The sequence below is a fragment of the Streptomyces tanashiensis genome (genome assembly GCF_014648895.1).
Classification (GTDB): domain Bacteria; phylum Actinomycetota; class Actinomycetes; order Streptomycetales; family Streptomycetaceae; genus Streptomyces; species Streptomyces tanashiensis.
The window spans coordinates 710,580-733,839 of the sequence record NZ_BMRZ01000002.1; the positions used below are offsets into that span (position 1 = coordinate 710,580).

Here is a 23,260-nt window from a genome sequence, read left to right on the forward strand (position 1 = left end):
CCTGCTGTTCGAAATTTCGTCATGCGTTCGAAATTCTGGCGTGACAGTAGGGAGGCCACACGGGAGGCGTCAAGAGGTCGGACCGGACCGGCGCCCACGGCGTCACCGGCGGGCCGCCCGGGCGGCGTTCAGTTTCCGCGGGGTCCGCTACGGCTGGGCCCGCACGTCGACGAGCCGCTCGAAGAAGAACTCGTGCTTGAGGAAGGAGACGTCGTACTCGTGACCCGGGTACGGCGGGATCAGCTGGGCGGCCTGGAACAGCCGCCAGCCGTCCCGGAGCGCGGCCACCCCCGAGTCGTACGGCGGCTCGTCGCTGTCGCCCGTGGTGGGTGAGGTACGGCCGGTGCCGTCGTAGCGCGACCAGCCGACGACATGGGAGTCCAGCGCCGAGTCCGCCAGGTACAACACGAGCACCTGCTGCCGCAGTACCGGAGCGGTGGCGTCTCCGGTGTCCGCCCGCGCGGGAAGAGTCGCTTCGGTCGTCATGCCACGGTCCCCTTCGGGCGGTTGGCGACCCTGGTCACCCAGTGGTCGAGGTCGAAGCCGTCGTCGCCGGTCAGCTCCCGCCACAGCAGGATGCGGTTGTACCGCTCCAGCCGGCCGGTCGCGCCCTCGTACCACGGGAACATCGCGTCCAGCTCCGCGGTCACCTGCGGGTCGTGGAGATCCGAGGTGTCCCACAGCCGCCGTTGACGCACCCGGGGATTGAAGCGGATCTTGAACATGTAGCGGAGCGTGTCGCTGTCGTTGCGCCGGCCTCCGTGCCAGATGCCGTGGTGCAGAAACACCACCGTGCCGGCCGGACAGACCAACCGGTCCTGGCCGCGCAGGTTCTGGTAGCGGCCGGTGTCCGATTCGTTGGTCCGCCGCAGATGACTGCCCGGGACGCTGAGCGTTCCGCCCATCTCCAGCGTCACGGCCTGCGGGTAGTACATCAACTGGACGTCGAAGGCGTCCGGCCGGACGTCGATGATGGCGTCCCCGTGCAACGCCTGCGCGGTGCCCCCGTGGGGCTCGCGGGTGTGGACGAAGTGGTGGTCCACCCACGGCTCCGGGCCGACCAGACTGCGCAGAGCCCCTGCCACCTGCGGCAGTTCCAGCAGCCGGCGGACGAAGGAGCCTTGCGCGTACGCGTCGGACAGCGGCGTCCCGTACGGCACCGGCGGCACCCCGTCCGCCAGTACCGCCAAGCCCTCGGCGTTCATCTCCGCCGGAACCACCGCGTCCAGCCGTAGCGACCCGGACGCCACGAAGCGCGCCATCTGCACCGAGTTCAGCAGTTCCTGCCTGTTCTCCATGACGGCCACGCTAGGTCCCGCCGCCGCGCCACCGCGTGGGCCGTGTTCACCCTCCACTGGTCGATTCTCACCATGCCGTCCGTCACGCATGTCGAGAACCCCGCCCGAGCCGCAGGCAGCGGACCCCGTGGTAGAACACGTGACCATGCAGACGGTCCTCGCCCCTCTCGACGAACCTCCCACTCTCGTCGCCCTCGGCATCGGCGTGCACGGTCCGGCCGGCCAGGTCGAGGTGTTCTCGCTCCCGGACCTCTGGCAGTTCCATCTGTACGGCTACGACGCCGACCTGACGGTCGACGGCACCGCGCATGCGATCCGCCCCGGACGGGTCAGCCTCGTGCCGCCCGGAACCGAGGTGCGTTACCGCTACCGGGGCCGATCCGAACACGTCTACGCCCACCTCCGGCTGGGCACGGCGGGAGCACCCTGCAGCATTCCGGTGATCCAGCCCGCGGGCCACGCACTCGACCTGCTCACGGCACAGTTGCACCAGGCCTTGGCCGCTTGGCCGAACACCCCGGCCTGGGCCACCGCCGAGGTGTGGGCCGCCCTGTGGCGGATCGCGCGGCTCACCCCACCGCGGGAGCAGAGCACCCGGGCCGTTCATCCGGCGGTGGCAGCCGCGACGGCCCTGATCGAGGCGAGGCTGACGGAACCCGTGACGGTTCCGGAGATCGCGAAGGCGGCCGGCGTCTCCCACAACCATCTGACCCGGCTCTTCCGCGCCGCCACCGGGGAGACGGTCGTCGGCTACATCCGGACCCGCCGGATGGAACGCGCGCGCCATTTCCTGCAGGCCACCACGCTCTCCATCCCCGCCGTCGCCGCCTCGGTCGGCATCCCCGACCTCCAGGCGTTCAACAAGGCCTGCCGCCGCGAACTCGGTGCGTCACCCCGCGGCATCCGCACCGCCGGTCCGGCCCCGCACCACGGCGTGGCCCAGTAGATACAGCGGAACAGGGCTGATCTCCGGCCGATGCCCTCACCAACCTGTCGGCAGACCTGAGAGGAACGGGACGAGCCGGTCGGCGATGAGTCGGTCGTCATGGGCGGGTCGTCATGGGCGGAGCGGTGCCAGTCGCAGCCGGCGAAGTCCAGGCCCGAGTCGTCGAGGAACCAGGAGCGGACCCCGCTGCCGCCGGCGTCGTGGCGTGCCTCGACCACCTGCTGGACATGGCCGGCGTACCGGCCGGCGCCGACTGCCTCCGCACGATGCTGGACGCGGAGAGGTTGAAGCGCTTCGATGGTGCTACTCGTCCCGACGTGCTGTCAATTGACCACCGGAGAAGGGTGACCAACGGTAGAGGCTCTTGTTTCGCACGAAACATGTCCGTTAACTTGCGTCTGGAAGTGAAGCGCTTCGACAGCAGCCGGTCGCACCGACCGCCGCTGTCCGGCCTAAACGGCGGTGGCCCGGTGTCCGGAGCAGCTCGCCGAGGAACACACTCCCGCCTTCACCACCGTCTCCGGCCCCTACAGGTCCGTCAGAGCACCACGTGACTCTCCGTCCCCGAGGAACCGTCATGACGACTCGCAGCATCACCGACCGCCTCGGCGGACCGGCTTTCGGCGGGGACGACAACCCGAGCAGTGGGATGAACCGGTCTGGAACGGCCGCAGCCGGCGGATCCCGCTCAACCACACCCCCGAGGCCGTGCCCTTGCCGGACCCCGACCACCGCGCCGGCCGCCGCCCTGCTCCGCATCACCCCCACGGACCCCGGCGCTCCCTGAACGTCCCCACGCCCCCTCACGATTCGACAGAAGGACCTCTCACGTGCCCTCTCTGCGCCACCCGGACGAACGACCCGCCAACCCGGTGATCCCCGGCTTCCACCCCGATCCCAGCGTCTGCCGCGTCGGCGACGACTACTACCTGGTGTGCTCCAGCTTCGAGGACTTCCCCGGCATCCCCGTCTTCCACAGCCGTGACCTGGTGCACTGGACGCAGATCGGCAATGTCCTGGACCGGCCCGAGCAGTTGTGCCTGCCGGCGGACATGGCGGGATCTACGCCCCCACCCTGCGCCACCACGACGGCCGCTTCTGGCTGATCGTCACCAACTGCAGCGAGGGCGGCGGCAACTTCATCGTCACGGCCACCGACCCCGCCGGACCGTGGTCGGACCCGGTCCGGGCCCCGGTGTCCCCGGCATCGATCCCGACCTGGTCTGGGACGAGGACGGCACCTGCTGGTGCACGGTCGCCGGGGTCTCGCAGGTCCGCATCGACCCGTCCACCGGAGAGACGTACGGGACACCTCACAAGCTCTGGTCCGGCGGGCCCGGCGCGAAGGCCCCGGAGACGCCGCACCTGTACCGGATCGGTGACTACTGGTACCTGCTCATCGCCGAGGGCGGCACCGAGCGCGGCCACGGTGTCTCGATCGCCCGCGGCCTCAGTCCTGCCGGCCCGTTCGAGCCGTGCCCGGCCAACCCGATCCTCACCCACCGCGGCACCGACCACCCCGTACAGAACACCGGGCACGCCGACCTGGTCCAAGGCCCCGACGGCTCCTGGTGGATGGTGCTGCTCGGTGTCCGGCCGGACGGCGGCACCCCGGGCTGGCACGTGCTCGGCCGGGAGACCTTCCTGGCCCCCGTGACCTGGGTGGACGACTGGCCTGTCGTGGGCGAGGTCGCCCTGGACCTGCCCGAGCTCCCGTGGCCGCTCTCCCCCGGCCCCGTCGAGGAGCGGCGGGACGACTTCGAGCTCGCCGGACTGCGACCGTCCTGGATCTCCCTGCGCGACCGGGCCTCCGAGCACTGCACCACCGAGGAGCGCCCCGGCTGGCTGACCCTGCGCGCGCGGGCAAGCTCCCTGGACCAGCCGGACGTGGTGTTCACCGGCCGGCGCCAGCAGCACCTCGCGTGCCGGGCGCGCACGCTGGTCGATCCCTCCGAGGGGCGGGGCGGCCTCGCGGTGCGGCTGGACGAGCAGCACCACTACGCGATCGAGGTGTCCGGCACCAAGGTGCGGGTCATCGCGCACGTCGGCTCCCTGCGTACGGTCGTGGCCGCGCGGTCCGTGCCGGCAGGTCCGGTGGTCCTCGCCGTCACGATCACCGCACCGCCGTCTCCGCCCGGACCGTGCACCGGACCCGATGTCGTCTCCCTCGGCGTCGAGCGGCCCGACGGCACGTACACCGGGCTCGCGACCCTCGACGGCCGCTACCTGTCGACCGAGGTGGCCGGCGGCTTCACGGGCCGGGTCATCGGCATGTACGCCGCGACAGGCGCCGTCCACTTCGACTGGTTCGACTACGAGCCCCTCGACGGCTGAACCACGCCCCCCCGAACGGCACGACACACCTCACCCGACGAACCTGCGGCAGCAGCTGTGGCCGACGGTGGCGCCCTGCCGCTGCCCGACCACGGACCGGATGACCCGTACGACCCACCGAAAGGCATGACACATGAAGGACACACGGCCACCCGCGCATCACCGCGACCGCGGTCCCGGACGTCTGGCCGGCCTCCTGATGGCGCTGCTCGTCGTCCTGGGGCTGTCCGGCAGCACCGCGCTCGCCGCGCCCGGCGGCACGGCACAGCCGGCCCGCGCCACCGTCAAGGTGCCGGCCCGCGCCATGGACGCCGTCGCCGCGATGCGGCCCAGCTGGAACCTGGGCAACACCCTGGACGCGATTCCGGACGAGACGTCCTGGGGCAATCCCAAGGCCACCAGGGAACTGTTCAGGACCGTCCGGGCCCAGGGATTCCGGAGCGTGCGCATCCCGGTGACCTGGAACGACCACCAGTCCGCCACCGCGCCCTACACCGTCGACGCCGCGTACATGAGCCGCGTCAAGCAGGTGGTCGACTGGGCGCTCGCCGAGAACCTCTACGTCGTGGTCAACGTCCACCACGACTCCTGGCAGTGGATCTGGAAGATCCCCACGGACCACGACACCGTGCTCGCCCGCTACGACGCCCTGTGAACCCAGATCTCGGCGGCGTTCCGGGACGAGCCGCGGAGCCTGCTCTTCGAGAGCGTCAACGAACCGAGCTTCGGCGACGCCACGGCTGCGCAGAAGACCCGGTCCATGGACGAGCTGAACACCACGTTCCACAAGATCGTCCGCGCCTCGGGCGGCGCGAACAAGAGCCGCCTGCTCGTCCTGACCACACAGGGCGGCACCCCCTCCCAGGACCTCATGGACGACCTCTACACCACGATCAGCGGGCTGCGCGACGGCAACCTCGTCGCCACCGTGCACTACTACAGCTACTTCCCGTTCAGCGTGAACATCGCGGGCGGCACCCGGTACGACGACACCGCCCGCAACGACGCGGACGACGCCTTCGCCCGCATGCACCACACCTTCGTCGCCAGGGGCATCCCCGTCTATCTCGGCGAGTACGGTCTGCTCGCGTACCCGGACGACAACCACCCCTCCCCCATCGAGCGGGGCGAGGCGCTGAAGTACTACGAGCACGTCGGACACGCGGCACGCGTCGCCGGTGTCACCACAGCCCTGTGGGACCCCGGCTTCGCCTACCTGAACCGGGAGACCCTGAAGTGGCGCGACCCCGCCCTCTTCGCCTGGATCAGGTCGAGCTGGACCACCCGCTCGGGGACCGCCTCCTTCGACAAGGTCTTCCTGGCGAAGTCGAGCCGGATCACGCCCCAGTCGCTCACCCTGCACGCGAACGGCACCGAGTTCCAAGGGCTGTGGCACGGCGAGGCCAAGCTGGCCGAGGGCCGGGACTACACCGTCTTCGAGAATCGGCTCACCCTCACGGCACCGGCCCTGACCCGGCTGGCCGGCGATCGCGCCCACGGGGTCAACTCGACGCTCCAGGCCCGGTTCTCGCAGGGGCTGCCCTGGCGGATCGACGTGGTCACCCACGACACCCCGGTGCTGTCGAACGCCACGGGCACGGGTGAGAAGTTCACCGTTCCCACGCAGTACCGGGGAGACGAGCTGGCGACCATGGAGTCCACGTACGCCGACGGCACCCACGCCGGCCCGACCAGCTGGACTCCGTACCAGGAGTTCAACAAGGCCTTCTCGCCGGACTACCCGAACGGTTCGATCATCCTGACCACCGCATTCCTCGCGTCGCTGCGTGACGGCGATCCGGCGACGCTGACCTTCCACTTCCACAGCGGCGCCAAGGTGAGGTACAAGGTCGCGAAGTCCGGAGAGTCGGTCACCGGTACGGCCCTCAAGGAATCCTGACCGTCCGCCCCGGACCCGCCCTGGTTGCCCACCTCCCCGGGCGACCAGGGCGCTGCCGTCTCTGCCTTCCGCCTCACAGAAGATCATCGAAGCGCATCGACCTACCATGGACACCCACCCAGGATGACGCTAGGGTCGTCGTGATTTCACTGGGTAAATGGCACGCACACACGGTCAAAGCGCTTCCGATCCATCGTCGAAGCGCTTCACTGAGCTGGGAGAGCTGGATGGTCACCCTCGCCGAGGTCGCCCGGCACGCCGGAGTGTCGGCGAGCACGGTGAGCTATGTCCTCAGCGGCAAGCGGTCCATCTCCACGAGCACCCGGCTGCGGGTCGAGCAGAGCATCCACGAGCTGGGATACCACCCGAACGCGGGCGCACGGGCCCTGGCCAGCAGCAGGTCGAACATCATCGCACTGATGATTCCGCTGCGCACCGACATGTACGTGCCGGTGATGATGGAGATCGCTGTCGCGGTCGCCACGACGGCCCGGACACACGGGTACGACGTACTGCTGCTGACCGGCGAAGAGGGTCCCGATGCCGTCCGCCGCGTCGCCGGCAGTGGGCTCGCCGACGCGATGATCCTCATGGACGTCGAGCTCGACGACGAGCGGCTGCCCTTGCTGCGCGACACCGCCCAACCCTCCGTGCTGATCGGGCTGCCCGCCGACACCAGCGGGCTGACCTGCGTCGACCTCGACTTCAGGGCGACCGGCGCGTTGTGCGTCGAGCACCTGGCGACGCTCGGCCACCGCGACATCGCCGTCATCGGCGAGGCCCCCGCGGTCTACGAACGGCACACCGGCTTCGCCGAGCGCACCCTCGACGGAATTCGCTCCCGGGCACGGGAGTCGGGCATCGGGCTGTTGCACCGGCCGTGCGGGGGCGGCTACGACGCGACGGCCGCCACCCTCGCCCGCATCCTCGACGAGCGCCCCGGTACCACGGGCTTCGTCGTACAGAACGAGCAGGCGGTCGAGCCGCTGCTCGCCCTGCTGCGCCAGCAGGGCCGCGCCGTGCCCGAGGACGTGTCGGTGATCGCGGTCTGCCCGGACCAGGTGGCCGTCCAGGCCTCGTTGCGGCTGACGTCGGTCTCCATCCCCGCCCAGGACATGGGCCGGCAGGCGGTGGAGCGTCTGGTCGCCAAGCTGGACGGCACCGGTACCGACGAAGTCGTGCTCATCGCACCCGAGTTGACGGTGCGCACGAGTACGGGGCCGGCACCCTCCACCGCCGTCTGACCCCGAAGGGCCGGTGTCCGGCATCCTGATGAACGGGCGGACCGGCCGAACACGCCGCGGGCCGAGGCCGACCGCGCCCGGGGAAAGACGCGGACCGACCTCGGCCCTGGGTTCGGATCAGCCGCCGTCGACCGTCAGGTTGTCGGTGTGGAAGTCGAGTCCGCCGGCCGAGGACGTGATCTCGTAGCCGAACTGGACGTCACCGATGGTCTCGTTGCCGGGCATCCAGCCCTTGGTGAGGCACTGGCTGCCCGCGCCGGAACCAGGATGATGGTCAGCAGGATCCGCAGGTCACTGGCCCCGTCGATGCGGGCGGACTCGGTGAGCTCGGGCGAGATGCCCATGAAGAAGGCCCGCAGGACGAGGATGTTGAAGACACTGACGGCGCTCGGCAGGACCAGCGACAGATAGCTGTCGGTGAGGCCCAGCGACTGCACCAGAAGGTACGTCGGAATGAGTCCGGCCCCGAAGAACATGGTCGCCATCATGATCATCAGGAAGAACCGATGCCCCAGGCTGCCCGGCCGGGACAACCCGTAGGCCGCGAGCACCGACACCGTCATCGAGAACAGCGTGCCGAAGAGCGTGACACCGACCGAGACCATGATCGCCCGGCTGACCTGGCCACCACCGAGCAGTTCGGTGTAGTTGACGAAGGTGATGCCCTCGGGGATCACGACGAGGCCGCCGGCCCGGTCGATCACCGGTTTGGGCGAGAGCTGGTGACGATCACGATCCACAGCGGACCGAGCACCCCCAGGCAGCAGAGCAGGAGGAAGCCGCTCTTGGCGGTGAGCCCGACCTTGCTCGGCGGCTCCTCCCACACAGGGCGGGCGGGAGCCTTGAGGCTGCGGATGAGCTGCGTGTTGAGACTCACTTCCTGTACACCCCCTGCTCGCCCAGGAGGTGGGCGAACTTGTTCGCACCCAGGACGAGGCACACTCCGATGAGTCCCTTGGCCAGGCCGACCGCGGCCGCGTAGCTGAAGTCGCCGTTCTGAATGCCCATGTTCCACACGTACGTGTCGAGGACCTCGCTGGCCCCCGCACCGACCGCGTGCCGCTGGAGCAGGAACTGCTCGAAGCCGACGCTCAGCGCGTCGCCCACCCTGAGGACAAGGAGCAGGGCGATCACCGGGCGCAGCGCGGGCAGCGTCACGTGCCACATGCGTCGCCGGCGCCCCGCACCGTCCATGGCGGCGGCCTCGTACAGATCGGTGCTGACGGAGGACAGGGCCGCGAGGAAGACGATGATCCCCCCAGCCGGCGTCCTTCCACACGGCCTGCGCGGTGGCCAGGTACTTGAAGAGGTCCGCGTCGGTCATCAGGTCGAAGCCGCTCCACCCGTGCGCCTCCAGGGTCTGCGCGATGATGCCCGCGCCGCCGAGGATCTGCTGGAAGACGGTGACCACGAGGACCCAGGAGAAGAAGTGGGGCAGATACATGATCGCCTGCGCCACGGCACGGACCCGGGGCCGGATCACACTGTTGATGACCAGCGCGAGGGCGATGGGGACCGGGAAGAACAGCACCAGCTGGAGCGCGAAGAGGACGAGGGTGTTCTTCGTGGCGCTCCAGAACAACGGGTCGTCGAGCGTCCGGGAGAACTGCTCGAGGCCGACCCAGGGACTCTGGAAGATCGCCGCGATGCCGTTGTCGGAGGCGTACGGGTCGTAGTCCTGGAAGGCGATGACGTTGCCGAGCAGCGGGACGTAGTTGAAGAGGAGGAGCAGGGCGATGACGGGTGCGACCATCAGGATGAGGGCGCGGTCACGGCGCAGCCGGATCCGCAAGGGGACCTTGCCGGCCTTGCTCGTCCCACGCGGTGGCCGGGGCTTCGGCTCGGTGGCGGCGGCGACCACAGCCCTCGGCTCCTCGACGGTCCCGTCGGGCCGGCTCCCGGCCGTGAGCGACATCAGTTGCCGCTTCCGTTCTTGTCGAGGAGCTCCTGGTACCAGGCGCGCAGTTCGTCGCCGCCGGAGGACTTCCAGGTGGAGATGGCGGCCTGCACGTCGGACAGCTTCTTGTTGCCCCGCACGTAGTCGATCTCCAGCTGCTCGAACTGGCTCTCGAGGGTGGCGTAGCGGGCAGGCTCGACGACGTTCATGCCGTAGAGGGACGTCTTCTTCATGAAGACCCCCATCCGCTGCTGCCACTCGACCTGCTTGCGGGCGATCTCGGGGAGGTCCGGGTGGGCGAGGTAGGGAGCCGGGGCGGCCACCATGACCCAGGCGTTGATCACCTCGGAGTTGCCCTGTTCGGTCTTGACCGGGACGCCGCCCTCGACCGTGTAGTGGGTGCCCTCGACGCCGTAGTCGACGAGCATGCGCTCCTTGGTGCCGTAGGGCGCTGCCGCGAAGTCGGCGGCGGCCAGCGCGTTCTCGACGGTCTCCTTCGAGGCGCCCTTCCGGATCATCGACCAGATGTTGGACGGCGAGGTCGCCCACAGCGTCGGGTCGCCGCCGTCGGCACCGAAGATGTCCATGGCCTCGATCCGGAAGTCCGGGTTGGCCTGCGCCTGTTCGGCGGCCTTGACGTACCAGGCGGACAGGTCGCTGTTGAAGACCAGGATCTGTCCGGCGGTGAAGCGCTGACCGGCGTCGCCGGAGAGCGCCTTGTCGTCGGGGTGGACCACGCCGGCGTCGAACAGCTTGCGGGTCCACTCCAGGGATTCGAGGTATTCGGGCCGCTCCTTCGTGTACCTCAGCTTGCCGTCGTCGTCGATGTTCCACTCGGGAGCGTTGCCGAAGACGCTCCCCGCGAACCAGCTCATGTCACCGCAGGCCCACACCTTGGCCTTGGCACTGGTGGCGTCCTTGGCCCAGCTGAGGAACTCGTCGGGCGACTTGGGTACGGTGTAGCCCTTCTTGTCGAAGATGTCCTTGCGGTAGTAGGGCACGATGAAGCTCGCGGGGGCGGCGGGCATCGGGATGCCGCGCAGCGCGCCGCCGAAGATGCCCATGCGCCAGGCATCGGACGGAATCGCGGCCAGGTTCGGGTACTTCTTGACCTTGTCACCCGCCAGGTAGGGGCCGAGGTCCATGAACTTCGCGGTGACCGCGTTCGCGATCTTGCCGACCAGCTCCCAGCTCGGCACGACCACCATGTCGGGTACGGAGCTGGAGGCGAGGACGGCGCCGAGTTTCTGGCCGTAGGTGGTGCCGTCCTGGTTCTGCCAGGTGACCTTGGTGCCCGCCGCCGCGTCGACCGCGGTGTAGTACGCGCATCCGGCCTTCGGCGGGGTGCCCCAGAACGGGGACATGATCTTGACGGGAGCGCCCGTGCCGAGCTTCTTCGGAACCGACGTGGCCAGGGCGGCGAGATCGACCTTGCCGGTGTAGCCGTCTGCCGAACCGTTCTTCGACGGAAGGTCAGGCTTGGCGACCGTGCTGGCGACGTACGTCGGGAGCAGCTTGTCGGCGGCCTTCCCCGACGTGGCGCCCTCTCGCGACTCGCCGTCCGAACCGCTGCAGGCGGTCAGCAGCGGCAATCCCCCGGCCACCGCTGCGGTGGCGACCGCCGTGGAGGCGAGAAAGCTTCTCCGGCTCGGTCCGGAGGAGGCGGCGCGGCCGGCGTGGACGTACGCGGCTATGACGTGTGGTCGCTGCTGGACAACTTCGAGTGGGCGCGCGGCTATGGACAGCGCTTCGGTCTCGTCCACGTCGACCACTGCACTCTGACCCGAACGCCCAAGGACAGCGACGACTGGTACCGGGGCCTGATCACCGCGCACCGAGCGCGGACGGAGGAATCCACCCGATGAAGTTCACCGACGGCTACTGGCTGATGCGTCCGGGCGTCACCGCCCGCTACGCCACCGAGGTCGCCGACGTCCGGGCCGACGAGCACCGGATGACCCTCCACGCACCGGTGAAGCACGTGCGCGGCCGCGGCGGCATGCTCAACAGTCCGCTGCTGACGGTCGAGTGCTGGTCGCCGGCCGAGGGCGTGATCGGGGTACGTGCCACCCACCACGCCGGTTCGGTGCGCCGGGGGCCGGAGTTCGAGCTGCCCGGCGGGCGACCTGATGCCGGAAAGGTGCACCGGGACGGCACGGTGGTCGAGCTCAGTGCTGGTGAACTGTCGCTGCGCGTGGACACCTCCCAGCCGTGGCGCCTGGAGTTCACCGCCGGTGGCCGGACGCTGACCTCCGTGGGTGAGCGCGGGACCGGCTTCGCCACGGACGCCGACGGCCGCCACTTCATGCTCGGGCAACTCTCCCTGGGAGTCGGCGAGCTGGTCTACGGGCTGGGGGAGCGGTTCACCCCGTTCGTCAGGAACGGGCAGGTGGTGGACATCTGGCAGGCGGACGGCGGCACCAGCAGCGAACAGGCATACAAGAACATCCCCTTCCACCTGACCAACCGCGGCTACGGCGTCTTCGTCAACCACCCCGGCAAGGTCAGTTACGAGGTCGGCTCCGAGGCGGTCGGCCAGGTCCAGTTCAGCGTCGAGGACCAGTCGCTGGAGTTCTTCGGCGTCCACGGCCCCACCCCGAAGCAGATCCTTCAGCGCTACACCGAACTCACCGGCCGGCCCGCCCTGCCCCCGGCCTGGGCGCTCGGCCTGTGGCTCACCACCTCCTTCACCACCGACTACGACGAGGCCACCGTCAACCGTTTCGTCGACGGCATGGCCGAACGCGGCATCCCGCTGAGCGTCTTCCACTTCGACTGCTTCTGGATGCGCGGCTACCAGTGGAGCGACTTCGTCTGGGACTCCGACACCTTCCCCGACCCGGCCGGCATGCTGGCGCGCCTCAAGGAGCGGGGGCTGCGGGTCTCCGCCTGGATCAACCCGTACATCGCGCAGAAGTCGGCGCTGTTCGAGGAGGGTATGCGGGGCGGCCACCTGGTGCGGCGCCCTGACGGCAGCGTCTGGCAGTGGGACCTCTGGCAGCCCGGCATGGCCCTGGTGGACTTCACCGACCCCGCCGCCCGCGACTGGTACACCGGCAAACTGAGGACACTGCTCGACCAGGGCGTGGACTGCTTCAAGACCGACTTCGGCGAGCGCATCCCCACCGACGTCGTCTGGCACGACGGCTCCGACCCGGAACGGATGCACAACTACTACACCCACCTCTACAACCGGGCCGTCTTCGACCTCCTGCGCGCCGAGCGCGGTGAGGGTGAGGCGCTGCTCTTCGCCCGCTCCGCCACCGCCGGAGGCCAGCAGTACCCGGTCCACTGGGGCGGCGACTGCGAGTCCCACTTCAACGCCATGGCCGAGTCGCTGCGCGGCGGGCTCTCCCTCGGCCTGTCCGGCTTCGGCTTCTGGAGCCATGACATCGGCGGTTTCGAGGGCACCCCGACCCCCACCGTCTTCAAGCGCTGGGTGCAGTTCGGGCTGCTCTCCTCGCACAGCCGCCTGCACGGCAGCACGTCGTACCGCGTGCCGTGGGACTACGGCGAGGAGGCCGTCGAGGTCACTCGCGCGTTCACCCTGCTCAAGCACCGCCTCGCCCCGTACCTCCAGCGCGCCGCCCAGCAGGCGCACGCCACCGGCGTCCCGGTGATACGCGCCATGCTGCTCGAGTTCCCCGACGATCCGGCCGCCGCCACGGTCGACCGGCAGTACATGCTCGGGGACGACCTGCTCGTCGCCCCGGTCTTCACGGACGACGGAACCGTCGAGTACTACGTACCGGAAGGCATATGGACCAACGTGCTGACAGGCGCTCGGGTCACCGGGCCGCGCTGGGCCCGTGAGCAGCACGGCTTCCACACCCTGCCGCTGCTGGCCCGCCCGGACTCGGTCATCGCGCTGGCCGCCGACGACCAGCAGCCGGTCTCGGCCTGGGCGGACGGCGTCGAACTGCGGGTCCACGCCTTCGCCGACGGAGCCGAGCGCACCGTCGTGATCCCGAGCACCGAGGGCACCGGTGAGACCGCCCGCTTCCACCTGCGCCGCCGGGGTGACCGCCTGCACGTGACCACCGACAGCCCGCACCCGTGGCAGCTGCGGATCGGCAGCCCGGACGCAACCGCGCACACCCGCCCGGCCGGCACCTCGGAGGCCGAGCTGCCGTACCCGGCCTGAACCCGGCAGTCAGGACGGGCCGTCCGGGTCGCCCCGGCCGCCGCACTCCTCTCGTGCGCCTTCGGCGGCGACACCGGCCCGGACAGCGACAGGGCCGGCTCCCGGCTGCCCCCGTCCGGCTGCCCGCGGTGCCCCGCCGACTGAGGCGCACCGGGCAGCGAACTCGTGCGGCCGCCGATCACGACACCCCCGCGTGACGTGAACCCCTGTCCCGGGTCGGTCACCCACAAGGACGGACCGCGTCACTCCTTGGTGGCAGCGATGATCACTCCGGGGGCCGGACCTCCTACGGTCGGAACAAGTCCAACCGAAGGAGCACCCCATGCGACTGGTTCCCACCCTCCGGCCTCTCCTGGCCGCCGCCGTTCTCGTCGGCGCCACGGTCATGGTCACCGCCACCCCCGCCAACGCCGCCACCTGCCCCCACCGCGACTCCCCCAAGATCGCCGCCGGGGAGGCCAGCTGGACCCTGACGTGCCGCCAGGTCGAAGGCCAGACCGCTCTCTACGTCGACGGATGGGTGGAGGACACCCGGCGCGACTCCCTGTGCGCGGTCGTCCGCATCACCCCGGAAGGGCAGAACTACGCGAACGAGGTACGGGCCTGCGGCTACGGCGAGCGCGTACAGATCCACGAGTTCTACCAGGGCCGCAGCGCCATCGTGAGGCTCGCCAGCAGCCGGTGACGCCGAGCGCGTCGGCCGGCCAGGTGCTTCGCGCACCTTGCCGGCCGACTCGCTCCACGCCACCTGCCTCCGATCCTCCCGCTCCTGACCGGCTCCCCCGGTCCGCGCCGGCCCAGGCGAGCGCCAGGAGCAGGGGCGCCCCACCGCGGAGGCGCGCGCTCGGGAGGCGATCAGCCGGTCGGCAGGCCGAGCCCGTAGTAGGTGACGTGGTAGCCGTCCACGTAGCCCGCCTCGCCGCCGATGATCAGGTCGGTGGGGTCGCTCGCGCCCGCCGCCCTGGCCGTGGCCACGAGCATCTCGGCGAGTGCGCGGCCCTTCGGCTCGCCGGGGCCGCCCGCGTCCACACGCCACACCGGATCGTCGTCGCCGAAGACCGACGCCGTGTGCGGGAATTCGGCGACGGTGCCCCAGCCGAGTGCGGCCGCATCGACCTCGTCCGGGGCGAAGCAGGCGATCGAGAGCCGGTCGCCGCACACCACGTCGAAAAGGAGGGGCGCGCTGCGGCCGTTGCGCCCGTAGAGCGGCATCCCGATCCGGATCCCCAGGGCGGTGGTCTCGGCGGGCAGCGCTCCCAGGAAGTCTCCCAGCGACCGGGTGACGGTCTCCCAGCTGCGGGCGGTCCAACCACCCGGGAAACCGAGGCCGACGTTGGCCTGATCACGGTTGCTGCCGAAGAAGCCGCTGATCGAGTGCTCCTCGCCGACGCCTTGGCGCCAGAACCAGTTCTCCGCGGGATCGGTGGGCTGCAGGACCAGCTCCGGCCCCGACTTCCCGGCACGCAGTTCGAGCGTGTCGGGCCTGCCGCGCCAGCGCAGGAACGGAGCGCCCCAGAGCGGCTCGCTGTCGTAGAACGGGCCCATCTCACCGTGCGAGCCCATGATCGACGGCTTGCCCAGTACGGCCGTCACTTCCTCCATCGCGGCGCGGAAGGCCGCCGCCTGTGCTGCGGCGTCCGGTGCGGGAACCGCCACGGGGACCGCGAGCTCCACGTACGACTCGCCGTCGACGTAGCGCTTCTCGTAATCGCCGACCGGGCGCAGGCGCGCATCGCCCGAGGACCGGCCGGTCGTCAACACAGGAGCGTCCGACGTGCCGTCCCAAGCCCACCCCAGCTCGGCCGCCAGAGCCCTCATACCCTCCGGCGTCCAGCCATCGGTGTCTGCCGCGACGAGTCGCCGGGCGATCCCCCCGATGGATTCCTGTGCCGCGCTTCCCTGTTGTGCGTTCATCAGGCCATCGTGCCGTATCCCAGGCCGGGTCCCTGCGGGGTGCGCACCGGCAGCCAACGGTTCCCCTCCATGATCGCCACGTCGATCCCTCACCAAGATCCGGACATTCCGGTGAGCGCAACCGCGTGGGCCCGGGGCGGGTATCCCCGTCCGCAGCCGGCCGGCAGATCGTAGGAAGCACCAGGTCACACCCGGAGGACGGCCCCCGGAACTGGTGGTACATCCACTGAACTCTCCCGGCGCTGCGGTGTTGACTGCATCTGACTCTCCCTCACACCACCGCAGGTCGATTCCTCCCGTCGGCGTGCCGCGACACCTCAAGGGGCAGGTACGTTGAAGACTTCCACACCACGCAGAGCCGGGCTCGTGCTCGGCTCCGCAGCCGCGCTCGTAGCCGGGATGTGTCTGGCGCCGGCCGCCCAGGCCGCACCGGATCCCGGCGTCTCCTTCGGCGGGGCGACCGCTGTCCCGCTGCCCGCGGGCTCCGGGAAGGGCACCGCCCCGGCGCTGGGCGACCTGAACGGCGACGGCAAGGCCGACCTCGTCACCCCGGTCAAGGGATCGAACACCCTGGTGGCCGCGCTCGGCGACGGCAAGGGCGGTTTCGGCCCCGGTGTCTCCTTCGGGCTCGACACCGGCACCTTCCCGACGGCGGTCGCCCTCGCGGACCTCAACGGTGACGGCCGGCTGGACGCGGTGGTCGCCGCGGCCCTGACCAAGCAGCCCACGCAGCACGGCACGGAAAGCATGGGCAGCATCGTCGAGCTGCTCGGTGACGGCAAGGGCGGCTTCGCCCCGGCCACCTCCTACTTCGCGCCGACGCTGGTCAACCAGTCGACGAACGCCTTGTTCCCCGCAGACATCACGGTCGCCGACATGAACGGTGACGCCAAGCCCGACGTGCTGACCTCCAACACCAACGGCGACAACGTCTCGGTGTGGACCAACGACGGCACCGGCGCGCTGGGCACCGCGAGCAACTACTACGTCGGCGGCGGCCGGCCCAGCAGCTACTCCGCCGGGCAGCTGCGCCCCGCCGGCTTGAAGGCCGGGGATGTGAACGGCGACGGCAAGCCCGATGTCATCACCGTGAACATGGGTACGTCCGACATCTCCGTCCGCCTCGGTGACGGCAAGGGCAGACTCGGCCCGGCCACCCGCTTCGCCGACGGCGTCTTCCTCGGACGGGCCATCGCCCTCGGCGACGTGAGCGGCGACGGCAGGCCGGACGTGGCCGTCGCGCACATCGACCGGACGGTCACCGTCTTCCTCGGCGACGGCGCCGGAGCCTTCGGCGCCCCGGTCACCTACCCGGTCGGCGGCAGCGCTCTTGAGGGCGTGGCCATCACCGACGTCAACACGGACGGCAAGCCGGACCTGGTCACCGACAACGGCCCCGACAACCAGCCCACCGTCCTCCTCGGCGACGGCACCGGCACCTTCCGCAACGCCGGCCCGCTGTACGACACGAAGGCCGGCGCGAACGGCTCGTACGCTGTCGGAGACCTGAACGCCGACGGTCGGCCCGACTTGGCTGCCGCCTCCACTGTCGCCGGCGTCGCGGCGCAGGTGCTGCTGAACACCTCGAAGGCGAACCGTACGGCCCAGTCGATGTCGATGCGGGTCGCCAAGGCGCCCGGTGTGCTGTCGATGGAGGTGAACCTGCCGGCCGTCAACTTCGGCACGCTGACACCCGGCACCGTCAGCACCCCGGCAGGACTCGGCTCGTTCACGTACACCGACACCCTCTCCACCACCGCCCCCTGGTCGGTGACCGTCGCCACCACCGACCTGGTCAGCGGCACGGACACCATCGGGTGGAGCAATCTGAGGGTCACGACCGGTGGACACCTCAACGGGACCGGCGGCCGCTGGACGGGCATCGCCGAGCCCGGCCCGGGCGGCCACTTCCCCGAGGGCGCCGACCCGCAGCCGGGCACCAGCCTCTCCCCCGCCGTGACGATGGCGACCGGCGACGGCGGCACCCGCGGTGTCTTCACACACGACGGGTCGACGGCACAGTGGAACATCCCCACGGAGACGGCCCCCGGCTCGTACAGCGGCACCCTCCAGTACACGATCACCGGCTGATCCCATGAACAGCTGTCTGCGCGCCCGGGGTGGCGCCACCGCCGCCCACCGGGCACGGTTCACCGCCCTGTGGAGCCTCCTCCTCACGGGCCTTGTGCTCGCCCTGGCGCCGGGCGCGCAGGCAGCGCCGGCCCCCGTGCCGTCGCCCACTCCACCGGAATCCGCTGCGGGCGCACCCTTCGGCGTGCAGGCCGGGCTCTACGGTCTGACCACACTGACCGGCGGGCACTTCGGGTACGCGCTGAAGGCCGGCGCCCGGATCGAGGATTCCGCGGTCATCTACAACGAGAGCGACGAGGCCCGGACCTTCCATGTCTACGGCGCCGACGTCACCAACGCGGCCGGCGGCGGCCTGGCCCCCGCGCAGGAAGGCCAGAAGATGGCCGCGGTCGGGGCCTGGCTGAAACTGGACTCCGAGGCCACCGTCACCGTGCGGCCGAAGAGCAGGGCCACGGTCCGCTTCTCCCTCGCGGTCCCCGACGGCACCCCGCCCGGCAGCTACCTCGGCAGCCTGGTCACCGCGCTGCGCACCCCCGCGGTCAGCGGATCGGTGAACACCGAGACCCGTATCGCCCGGCTCGTCGAGCTCACCGTCCCCGGCACCGCCGACCTCCAGGTCTCCCTCACGGAACTGGAACACCGGCCCGCGGGCGGCGGCGAGGAGTTCACCGTGACCGTACGCAACACGGGCAACGTCCTCTACACCTTCGCCGGAACGCTGAACATCACCGGCGGCAGCTCCGCGCGTACCGTCCCGCTCACCCCCACGGGGATCTACGTGATCCCCGGCGGCAGCGCCACCCTCACCGGCCGCGTGGCCGACCTCCCCGCTCTCGGCCGCCGCGCGGTCACCGCCACGGTTCCCGGCGGCGGCGCGAAGACCGTGGACAGCAACACGGTCCGGCTGTCCTTCTTCCCCTGGCTCATCGCCGTCCTCACCGTCGGCGGCCTGCTCGCCCTGGGCCTGATCCTCTTCATCACGCGCAAGCGACGGCGCGCCTGGCTGCGGCGTCGCGCGGAGGAACGTGTCGCGCTGCGCGCACTGCGGCGGAAGCTGCGGGCCGAGAATCCGCCTGCCGACGACCCCCATGCTCGGTAGCGTCCTGCGACGGCGGCCGGCGCGACCGGTGCGTGGGTCTTGTTCCGGACACGCTACGCCCCGGGCGTTTGGCGCGAGCGGGGAGGGGGATGGGGTTGTGCGGTGTGGTGACGGAAGGTCAGGGATCTGATCGCACGGGGGGACCATGCAGGCCGGCGCTGTCAAGAGCACGCACGAGTACTGGGATCCCGCGCATCCCGTCCTGGAGATCCTGCGCGCCCGCCGGGAGTCCGGGAGCTTACCGGGGCAGCGCACGGACGGCGCGACCGTCGCCCTCGCCGTCGAGGGCGGCGGCATGCGCGGAGTGATCTCCGCGGCGATGCTGTCCCAGCTGGAGGACCACGGCTTCAAGAACGCCTTCGACGTGGTCTACGGGTGCTCCGCCGGAGGGATCAACGGTGCCTACTTCCTCGCGGGCGAGACCTGGTACCCGCTGTCGATCTACTACGACGACCTGACGAACAAGCAGTTCGTCGACTTCTCCCGGGCTCTGCGCGGGCAACCGATCCTGAACCTGGCCTACTCGTTCGACCACATCATGGAGCGGGTCAAGCCCCTGGACTACGAGGCCGTCCTCCGCTCGCCGATCGCCCTGGCGGTCCCGATCACCGACGTCGACGCCCTGCGGACCGTGGTGCTGCGGGAGTTCGCCTCCCGGCACGACCTCAAGGCCGCGTTACGCGCCTCCGCCTGGCTCCCCATCGCCGTCCCCGGCACCTTCGCCACACCCGACGGGAGACGCGCCGTCGACGGCGGCGTCCTCACCGCCCTGCCCTTCCGGCTCGCCGTCGGGGACGGCTGCACGCACGTCCTGTCGCTCAGTACCCGGCCGATGGGACCGGCCGGCGCCGGGCTCAACCTGATGCACCGCTACACCTTTCTGCACCTGGAGCGGATGCGCCGCGGCCTCGGCGCCGGCTACCTGGCGGCGATCCGCCAGAAGCACCACGACCAGGACTGGCTTCGCCGGATGAGAACGGATCCCGCAGCCGGCGCGCCGTACGTCCTCGATCTGGCGCCGCTGCCGTGGATGCCGGAGCTCAAGCGGCACGAGCTGAACCAGGGCCGGCTTCTCCACCACGCGCGGATGGCCTACGGAATCGCGTTCTGCGCCACCGAGGGAAGACCGGCCGAGCTGATGCGCCAGGGCGGAATCCGTGCCATGCCGAGACTGAGGGTGGTTGACAGCGCGAATGGAGCACCGGGGCGCGACGCTGGATCTGCTGCTCGCAGCACTGTCCGATGTGACGGGATATGACGACGGGCACCTGGCACGGTTGCAGGACCTGCTCGACCTGCCCGCCGACGGCCGGCCGGAAGCCGCCCGACAGCGGACCCGCCGGCTCGACCTGTGGCGGCGCCTGCTGCAGGACATCCCTCTCGACGAGCGGTCGTTCGAGGACCGCTTCGGGCTTGCGGGCAGGCGAGCCGCCATCGCGCACCTCGAAGCCTGGTGCCTCGGATACCGAGACCAGAACGGCGGACGCCCGGCGGGCCCGGACGAGCTGTTCGGGTTCGTCAGCCTGTTCCTGCTGACCCTGCTCGGCCTCGCCGACTCCGAGGCGCAGCGCTCGCTCCCCCAGCCGGGGGCCGTCACCGGCCGGAGCGGCCAAGCCCTGACCCATGACTGCGACGGCGTCTGCGGTGTGCTCGTGGCCGAGGTCGCGGTCGCGGAGGTCATCGCCGACGTCTACAGCCCGCAGCGGCGACCCGCGGGGCGCGGCGCGGCCGAGACCGTGGAACCCGCCCGGCGCGAATGGGACGCCATGCAGCGCAAGCTGCGGTTCCATCGACACGGCAGCACCTCGATGATCCTGCGCGGTGCCACGGCGGACGCCGTGCACGGCACCCGTCCGGAGTTCGCCCTCAAACTGATCCTCTACCCGTTCACCCGGATCGGGACCCTCGCGCAGGCCACCCGCAGCTACGCGGAGACGTACGGCACGTCGAGCACCGGGTCACGGCACCTGGTGCGGGTCTGGGCCAGCTGGGACAGCTGGATCCTCATGGACTTCATCGAGGGCAGGACGCTCGCCGAGCTCGTCCGCGAGGAGTGGGGGCCGGAGGCGGCCGGCGCGGGCCAGGCCGCCTCCCTTCGCCTGGACCGGCTCCGGGAGAAGGGGCTGCTGCTCTTCGAAGCCCTGGAGGACCTTCAGCGCGTCGCGCGCGACGACCCGGTCCACGGCCGGCTCAAGAGCGTGCACGCGGACCTCGCACCCTCCAACATCATCGTGTCCGCGTCCGACGGCGCCTTCAGGCTCATCGACCTCGGCCGGAACTACCTGTACACCCACACCGTCACCGGGGCGGCAGGGGCCGAGGCCGCCTACATCGCCCCGGAGGTGAAGGCCGGCGAGACCGAGATAGCCCAGGCCGACCTCTACTCGCTCGGGCAGCTGCTGATTCTCTTCGGCACCGGACGGGCGAGCGCCGACGGCGTCGTACCCGACATCTTCTACATGCGCGCCGCGCTGCTCGCGCGGTTCGTCGAGGACCTGGTCGACGCCGACCCGAGCCGGCGGCTGCTCATCTTCTCCGCCGGAGCCGGGCCCGCGCTCTCGTACGCGCGACTGAAGGAGAGCTTTCTGGCGGAGCTCGACATGGTGCAGGCCGCCGAGCAGGGCGAGTCCGACCTGCGGGTCGAGACCGGGTGGCGGGCCCTGCGCGAGCTGATGCGGCCGCTGGCCGGCGACCCGGGCCGCGAGTGGCGGCTGTGGCGGATGCGGAGACGACTCGACGAGCGTCCGGAGTCCGACCGCGGGCAGTTCACGGACTGGCTCCTCGCCTGGTCTCTCCTCTCGGCGCTGATCTGGGCGGTGACGAACACCGTCGTCGTCACCTGGTTCCTGCGAGACCTGGACCTGGACTGGGGGAACAAGCTCGTGGAGCTGGTGCAGCACGCCAGTCGCACCCCCGAGGGCCTCCCGATCGTCGACGCGTGGCGGCGCGAGGGCTACGAGGTGCCGGACCTGCGGACCAATCTCCCGGCCCGGATGGTCGGGCTCTCCTACGCGATCGCCGCACCAAAGTACTACCAGATGCTGTTCTCCGGCCTGACGCCCCTCGTCATCGGCTGGCGGGCCGGCTCGATGACCCGGCTGGCCCTGGCGACAGAGGCGACCATGCGGATCATGGCGGTCGCTCCGTGTCTGCTCGTGCTGGCCATCACCCTGGTCGAGCCTCGCTGGTGGCCGATCAACTCCGCGATCGGGCAGATCCTGACCCTGCTCGCGAACGTACTGACCCTCGCCTACGTCCGCGCGGTCATCGTCCGTTCACGACAGCTCGGCCTCAGCACGGTCCCCGGCGACGACACCAAGATCACGGGGCTGTCCTCGTTCACCCAGTGGGTGCCGACCTCGCTCTTCTACGCCACGGCCGTACTGACCATCGGCACCGCGCTCTACCTGGGACTCCTCCACGACGTCTACGTGTACGCGCTGGCCGTCACCTCGACCAACATCATCCTCTTCTACGCCATCAAATGCGGCATCGGCGGCCCCACGATCCGCGTCACGATCGTCCGGATCTGCCTGGCCGCCGAACGCGTCGGCCGATGCCGGTGACCACCGCGGGTGTTTTCTGAGGCCGACGTGACCGTTCAGTCGTCGGTTTCGGACGCCTGCCGAGGGTGGGTGGGGTAGACCTCGTGCCAGTGCCGGGCCGAGCGGACCAGGTCGTCGATGACGTGGAGGAGGAACTGGCTCGTGTTCTCCAGTCGGGCGCCGGCAGGGGTGGTGGTGCCGAGTTTCTCGGCTGCGCCCTTGCAGGCCTCGGCAATCCGGGTTTGGTTGCGCGCGCCGGCCACGATGGACTGGAACGCCACGTCGTCGTCGACGGCGTAGCGTTCGGCGCGGCTGTGGGGGTCGCGTCCGCGTGTGATGAGCGCCTGGTTCTCCAGATAGCCGACGGCCTTGGAGATGGAGGCGGGACTGACGTGCAGGCGTCGCACGAGTTCCGCGGAGGTGAGGCTGCCGCTGTCGGTGGTGAACAGTGCGGCGAGCACTCTGGCCATCATCGGCGGGAGCCCGGCCTGAATCATCAGTTCCGCGCTCTGCGCCTCCACCTCGTCCACGAGCCGTGGATCGCGCCCGTCAGGGTCGACCCGCCCTCGTGACGGCGCCGACGCAGTGGTCCTGCGCTGGTAGCCGGGTCGCGTGCCGGCCCGGTTGGCCGCCTCGGCGTGGTAGCCGCGCGGCCCGCCGTTGCGCATCACCTCGCGCGTGACGGTGGAGGTCGGCCGCCCGATGCGACGGCCGATGGCGGCGTAGGTCAGGTCCTCGCGCAGGCCCGCGGCGATCTGCTGCCGGTCCTGAAGGGTGAGTCTGTCACCAGGCATCGGGGGTCCTCCGCTGTCGGCGTCGAGGCCAGCTTAATGCAACGCAACACCGTT

The 23,260-nt window shown here is 70.4% G+C and carries 13 protein-coding genes and 5 pseudogenes; 11 read left to right on the forward strand and 7 right to left on the reverse strand.

The annotated features are described in order from the left end of the window. Positions 1 to 147: 147 nt before the first annotated feature. Positions 148 to 486: a hypothetical protein gene (locus tag IE237_RS08790; protein WP_189801232.1), complete on the reverse strand. Its 339-nt coding sequence runs from the start codon at positions 484 to 486 to the stop codon at positions 148 to 150. Further along, positions 483 to 1,298, reverse strand: a complete 816-nt coding sequence (locus IE237_RS08795) for a phytanoyl-CoA dioxygenase family protein (RefSeq protein ID WP_189801233.1) — start codon at positions 1,296 to 1,298, stop codon at positions 483 to 485. The genes IE237_RS08790 and IE237_RS08795 overlap by 4 nt, the downstream gene beginning before the upstream one ends. 145 nt (positions 1,299 to 1,443) lie before the next feature. Here IE237_RS08795 and IE237_RS08800 point away from each other — a divergent pair, with 145 nt between their 5' ends. From IE237_RS08800 to IE237_RS08815, 4 genes and pseudogenes are all read left to right on the forward strand, one after another. Continuing rightward, complete coding sequence (locus IE237_RS08800) at positions 1,444 to 2,244, forward strand: helix-turn-helix domain-containing protein (RefSeq protein ID WP_189801625.1); 801 nt, start codon at positions 1,444 to 1,446, stop codon at positions 2,242 to 2,244. Between the two features lie 830 nt (positions 2,245 to 3,074). Then, positions 3,075 to 4,578, forward strand: a pseudogene (locus IE237_RS08805) (glycoside hydrolase family 43 protein). Between the two features lie 133 nt (positions 4,579 to 4,711). After that, a pseudogene (locus tag IE237_RS08810) lies at positions 4,712 to 6,478 on the forward strand (cellulase family glycosylhydrolase). A 227-nt stretch (positions 6,479 to 6,705) separates the two neighbouring features. Continuing rightward, the gene (locus IE237_RS08815) at positions 6,706 to 7,722 is read left to right on the forward strand and encodes a LacI family DNA-binding transcriptional regulator (protein ID WP_189801234.1); all 1,017 of its coding nucleotides are present in this window, start codon (positions 6,706 to 6,708) and stop codon (positions 7,720 to 7,722) included. Positions 7,723 to 7,961: 239 nt separating this feature from the next. Here the strand turns inward: IE237_RS08815 and IE237_RS08820 are convergent. The 3 genes and pseudogenes from IE237_RS08820 to IE237_RS08830 form a co-directional block, all read right to left on the reverse strand. Next, positions 7,962 to 8,599: pseudogene (locus IE237_RS08820) on the reverse strand (carbohydrate ABC transporter permease); the annotation flags it as partial. Then, positions 8,596 to 9,637 (reverse strand): annotated as a pseudogene (locus IE237_RS08825) (ABC transporter permease). The pseudogenes IE237_RS08820 and IE237_RS08825, both read right to left, overlap by 4 nt. Then, positions 9,637 to 11,313: an extracellular solute-binding protein gene (locus IE237_RS08830; RefSeq protein WP_189801626.1), complete on the reverse strand. Its 1,677-nt coding sequence runs from the start codon at positions 11,311 to 11,313 to the stop codon at positions 9,637 to 9,639. Before IE237_RS08830 ends, IE237_RS08825 begins: the two are co-directional and overlap by 1 nt. On the opposite strand from IE237_RS08830, the pseudogene IE237_RS08835 reads away from it, so the two are divergent. The 3 genes and pseudogenes from IE237_RS08835 to IE237_RS08845 all read left to right on the forward strand — a co-directional run. Next, positions 11,290 to 11,484 (forward strand): annotated as a pseudogene (locus IE237_RS08835) (family 1 glycosylhydrolase); the annotation flags it as partial. The gene IE237_RS08830 and the pseudogene IE237_RS08835 sit on opposite strands and share 24 nt — an antisense overlap. Beyond that, the gene (gene yicI, locus IE237_RS08840; protein ID WP_189801235.1) at positions 11,481 to 13,763 is read left to right on the forward strand and encodes an alpha-xylosidase; all 2,283 of its coding nucleotides are present in this window, start codon (positions 11,481 to 11,483) and stop codon (positions 13,761 to 13,763) included. The pseudogene IE237_RS08835 and the gene yicI, both read left to right, overlap by 4 nt. A gap of 322 nt (positions 13,764 to 14,085) precedes the next feature. Then, positions 14,086 to 14,448 (forward strand): hypothetical protein, encoded by a 363-nt coding sequence (locus IE237_RS08845; RefSeq protein ID WP_189801236.1) that lies wholly within the window; start codon positions 14,086 to 14,088, stop codon positions 14,446 to 14,448. A 170-nt stretch (positions 14,449 to 14,618) separates the two neighbouring features. Here the strand turns inward: IE237_RS08845 and IE237_RS08850 are convergent, their stop codons facing one another. After that, positions 14,619 to 15,524 carry a hypothetical protein gene (locus tag IE237_RS08850; protein ID WP_229842461.1) on the reverse strand — a complete coding sequence of 302 codons (906 nt, stop codon included), beginning with the start codon at positions 15,522 to 15,524 and terminating at the stop codon, positions 14,619 to 14,621. A 486-nt stretch (positions 15,525 to 16,010) separates the two neighbouring features. On the opposite strand from IE237_RS08850, the gene IE237_RS08855 reads away from it, so the two are divergent. From IE237_RS08855 to IE237_RS08870, 4 genes are all read left to right on the forward strand, one after another. Next, positions 16,011 to 17,768, forward strand: coding sequence for an FG-GAP repeat domain-containing protein (locus IE237_RS08855; protein ID WP_189801238.1), 1,758 nt, complete (start codon positions 16,011 to 16,013; stop codon positions 17,766 to 17,768). A 4-nt stretch (positions 17,769 to 17,772) separates the two neighbouring features. Continuing rightward, positions 17,773 to 18,867: a hypothetical protein gene (locus tag IE237_RS08860; RefSeq protein WP_189801239.1), complete on the forward strand. Its 1,095-nt coding sequence runs from the start codon at positions 17,773 to 17,775 to the stop codon at positions 18,865 to 18,867. A gap of 145 nt (positions 18,868 to 19,012) precedes the next feature. Further along, entirely contained in the window at positions 19,013 to 20,125 is a 1,113-nt protein-coding gene (locus IE237_RS08865; RefSeq protein WP_189801240.1) for a patatin-like phospholipase family protein, read from the forward strand. Then, positions 20,049 to 22,433, forward strand: coding sequence for a protein kinase family protein (locus IE237_RS08870; protein ID WP_189801241.1), 2,385 nt, complete (start codon positions 20,049 to 20,051; stop codon positions 22,431 to 22,433). Before IE237_RS08865 ends, IE237_RS08870 begins: the two co-directional genes overlap by 77 nt. A 35-nt stretch (positions 22,434 to 22,468) precedes the next feature. Here IE237_RS08870 and IE237_RS08875 read toward each other — a convergent pair whose 3' ends face one another. Next, the gene (locus IE237_RS08875) at positions 22,469 to 23,206 is read right to left on the reverse strand and encodes a GbsR/MarR family transcriptional regulator (RefSeq protein ID WP_189801242.1); all 738 of its coding nucleotides are present in this window, start codon (positions 23,204 to 23,206) and stop codon (positions 22,469 to 22,471) included. Between the last annotated feature and the right edge of the window lie 54 nt (positions 23,207 to 23,260).

Excerpts from the sequence above, each read along its gene's own strand:
- IE237_RS08865 (WP_189801240.1), top strand. The coding sequence starts at position 19,013 with ATGCAGGCCGGCGCTGTCAAGAGCACGCACGAGTACTGGGATCCCGCG.
- yicI (WP_189801235.1), top strand. The coding sequence starts at position 11,481 with ATGAAGTTCACCGACGGCTACTGGCTGATGCGTCCGGGCGTCACCGCC.
- IE237_RS08815 (WP_189801234.1), top strand. The coding sequence starts at position 6,706 with ATGGTCACCCTCGCCGAGGTCGCCCGGCACGCCGGAGTGTCGGCGAGC.
- IE237_RS08800 (WP_189801625.1), top strand. The coding sequence starts at position 1,444 with ATGCAGACGGTCCTCGCCCCTCTCGACGAACCTCCCACTCTCGTCGCC.
- IE237_RS08875 (WP_189801242.1), bottom strand. The coding sequence starts at position 23,206 with ATGCCTGGTGACAGACTCACCCTTCAGGACCGGCAGCAGATCGCCGCG.
- IE237_RS08845 (WP_189801236.1), top strand. The coding sequence starts at position 14,086 with ATGCGACTGGTTCCCACCCTCCGGCCTCTCCTGGCCGCCGCCGTTCTC.
- IE237_RS08790 (WP_189801232.1), bottom strand. The coding sequence starts at position 486 with ATGACGACCGAAGCGACTCTTCCCGCGCGGGCGGACACCGGAGACGCC.
- IE237_RS08860 (WP_189801239.1), top strand. The coding sequence starts at position 17,773 with ATGAACAGCTGTCTGCGCGCCCGGGGTGGCGCCACCGCCGCCCACCGG.
- IE237_RS08795 (WP_189801233.1), bottom strand. The coding sequence starts at position 1,298 with ATGGAGAACAGGCAGGAACTGCTGAACTCGGTGCAGATGGCGCGCTTC.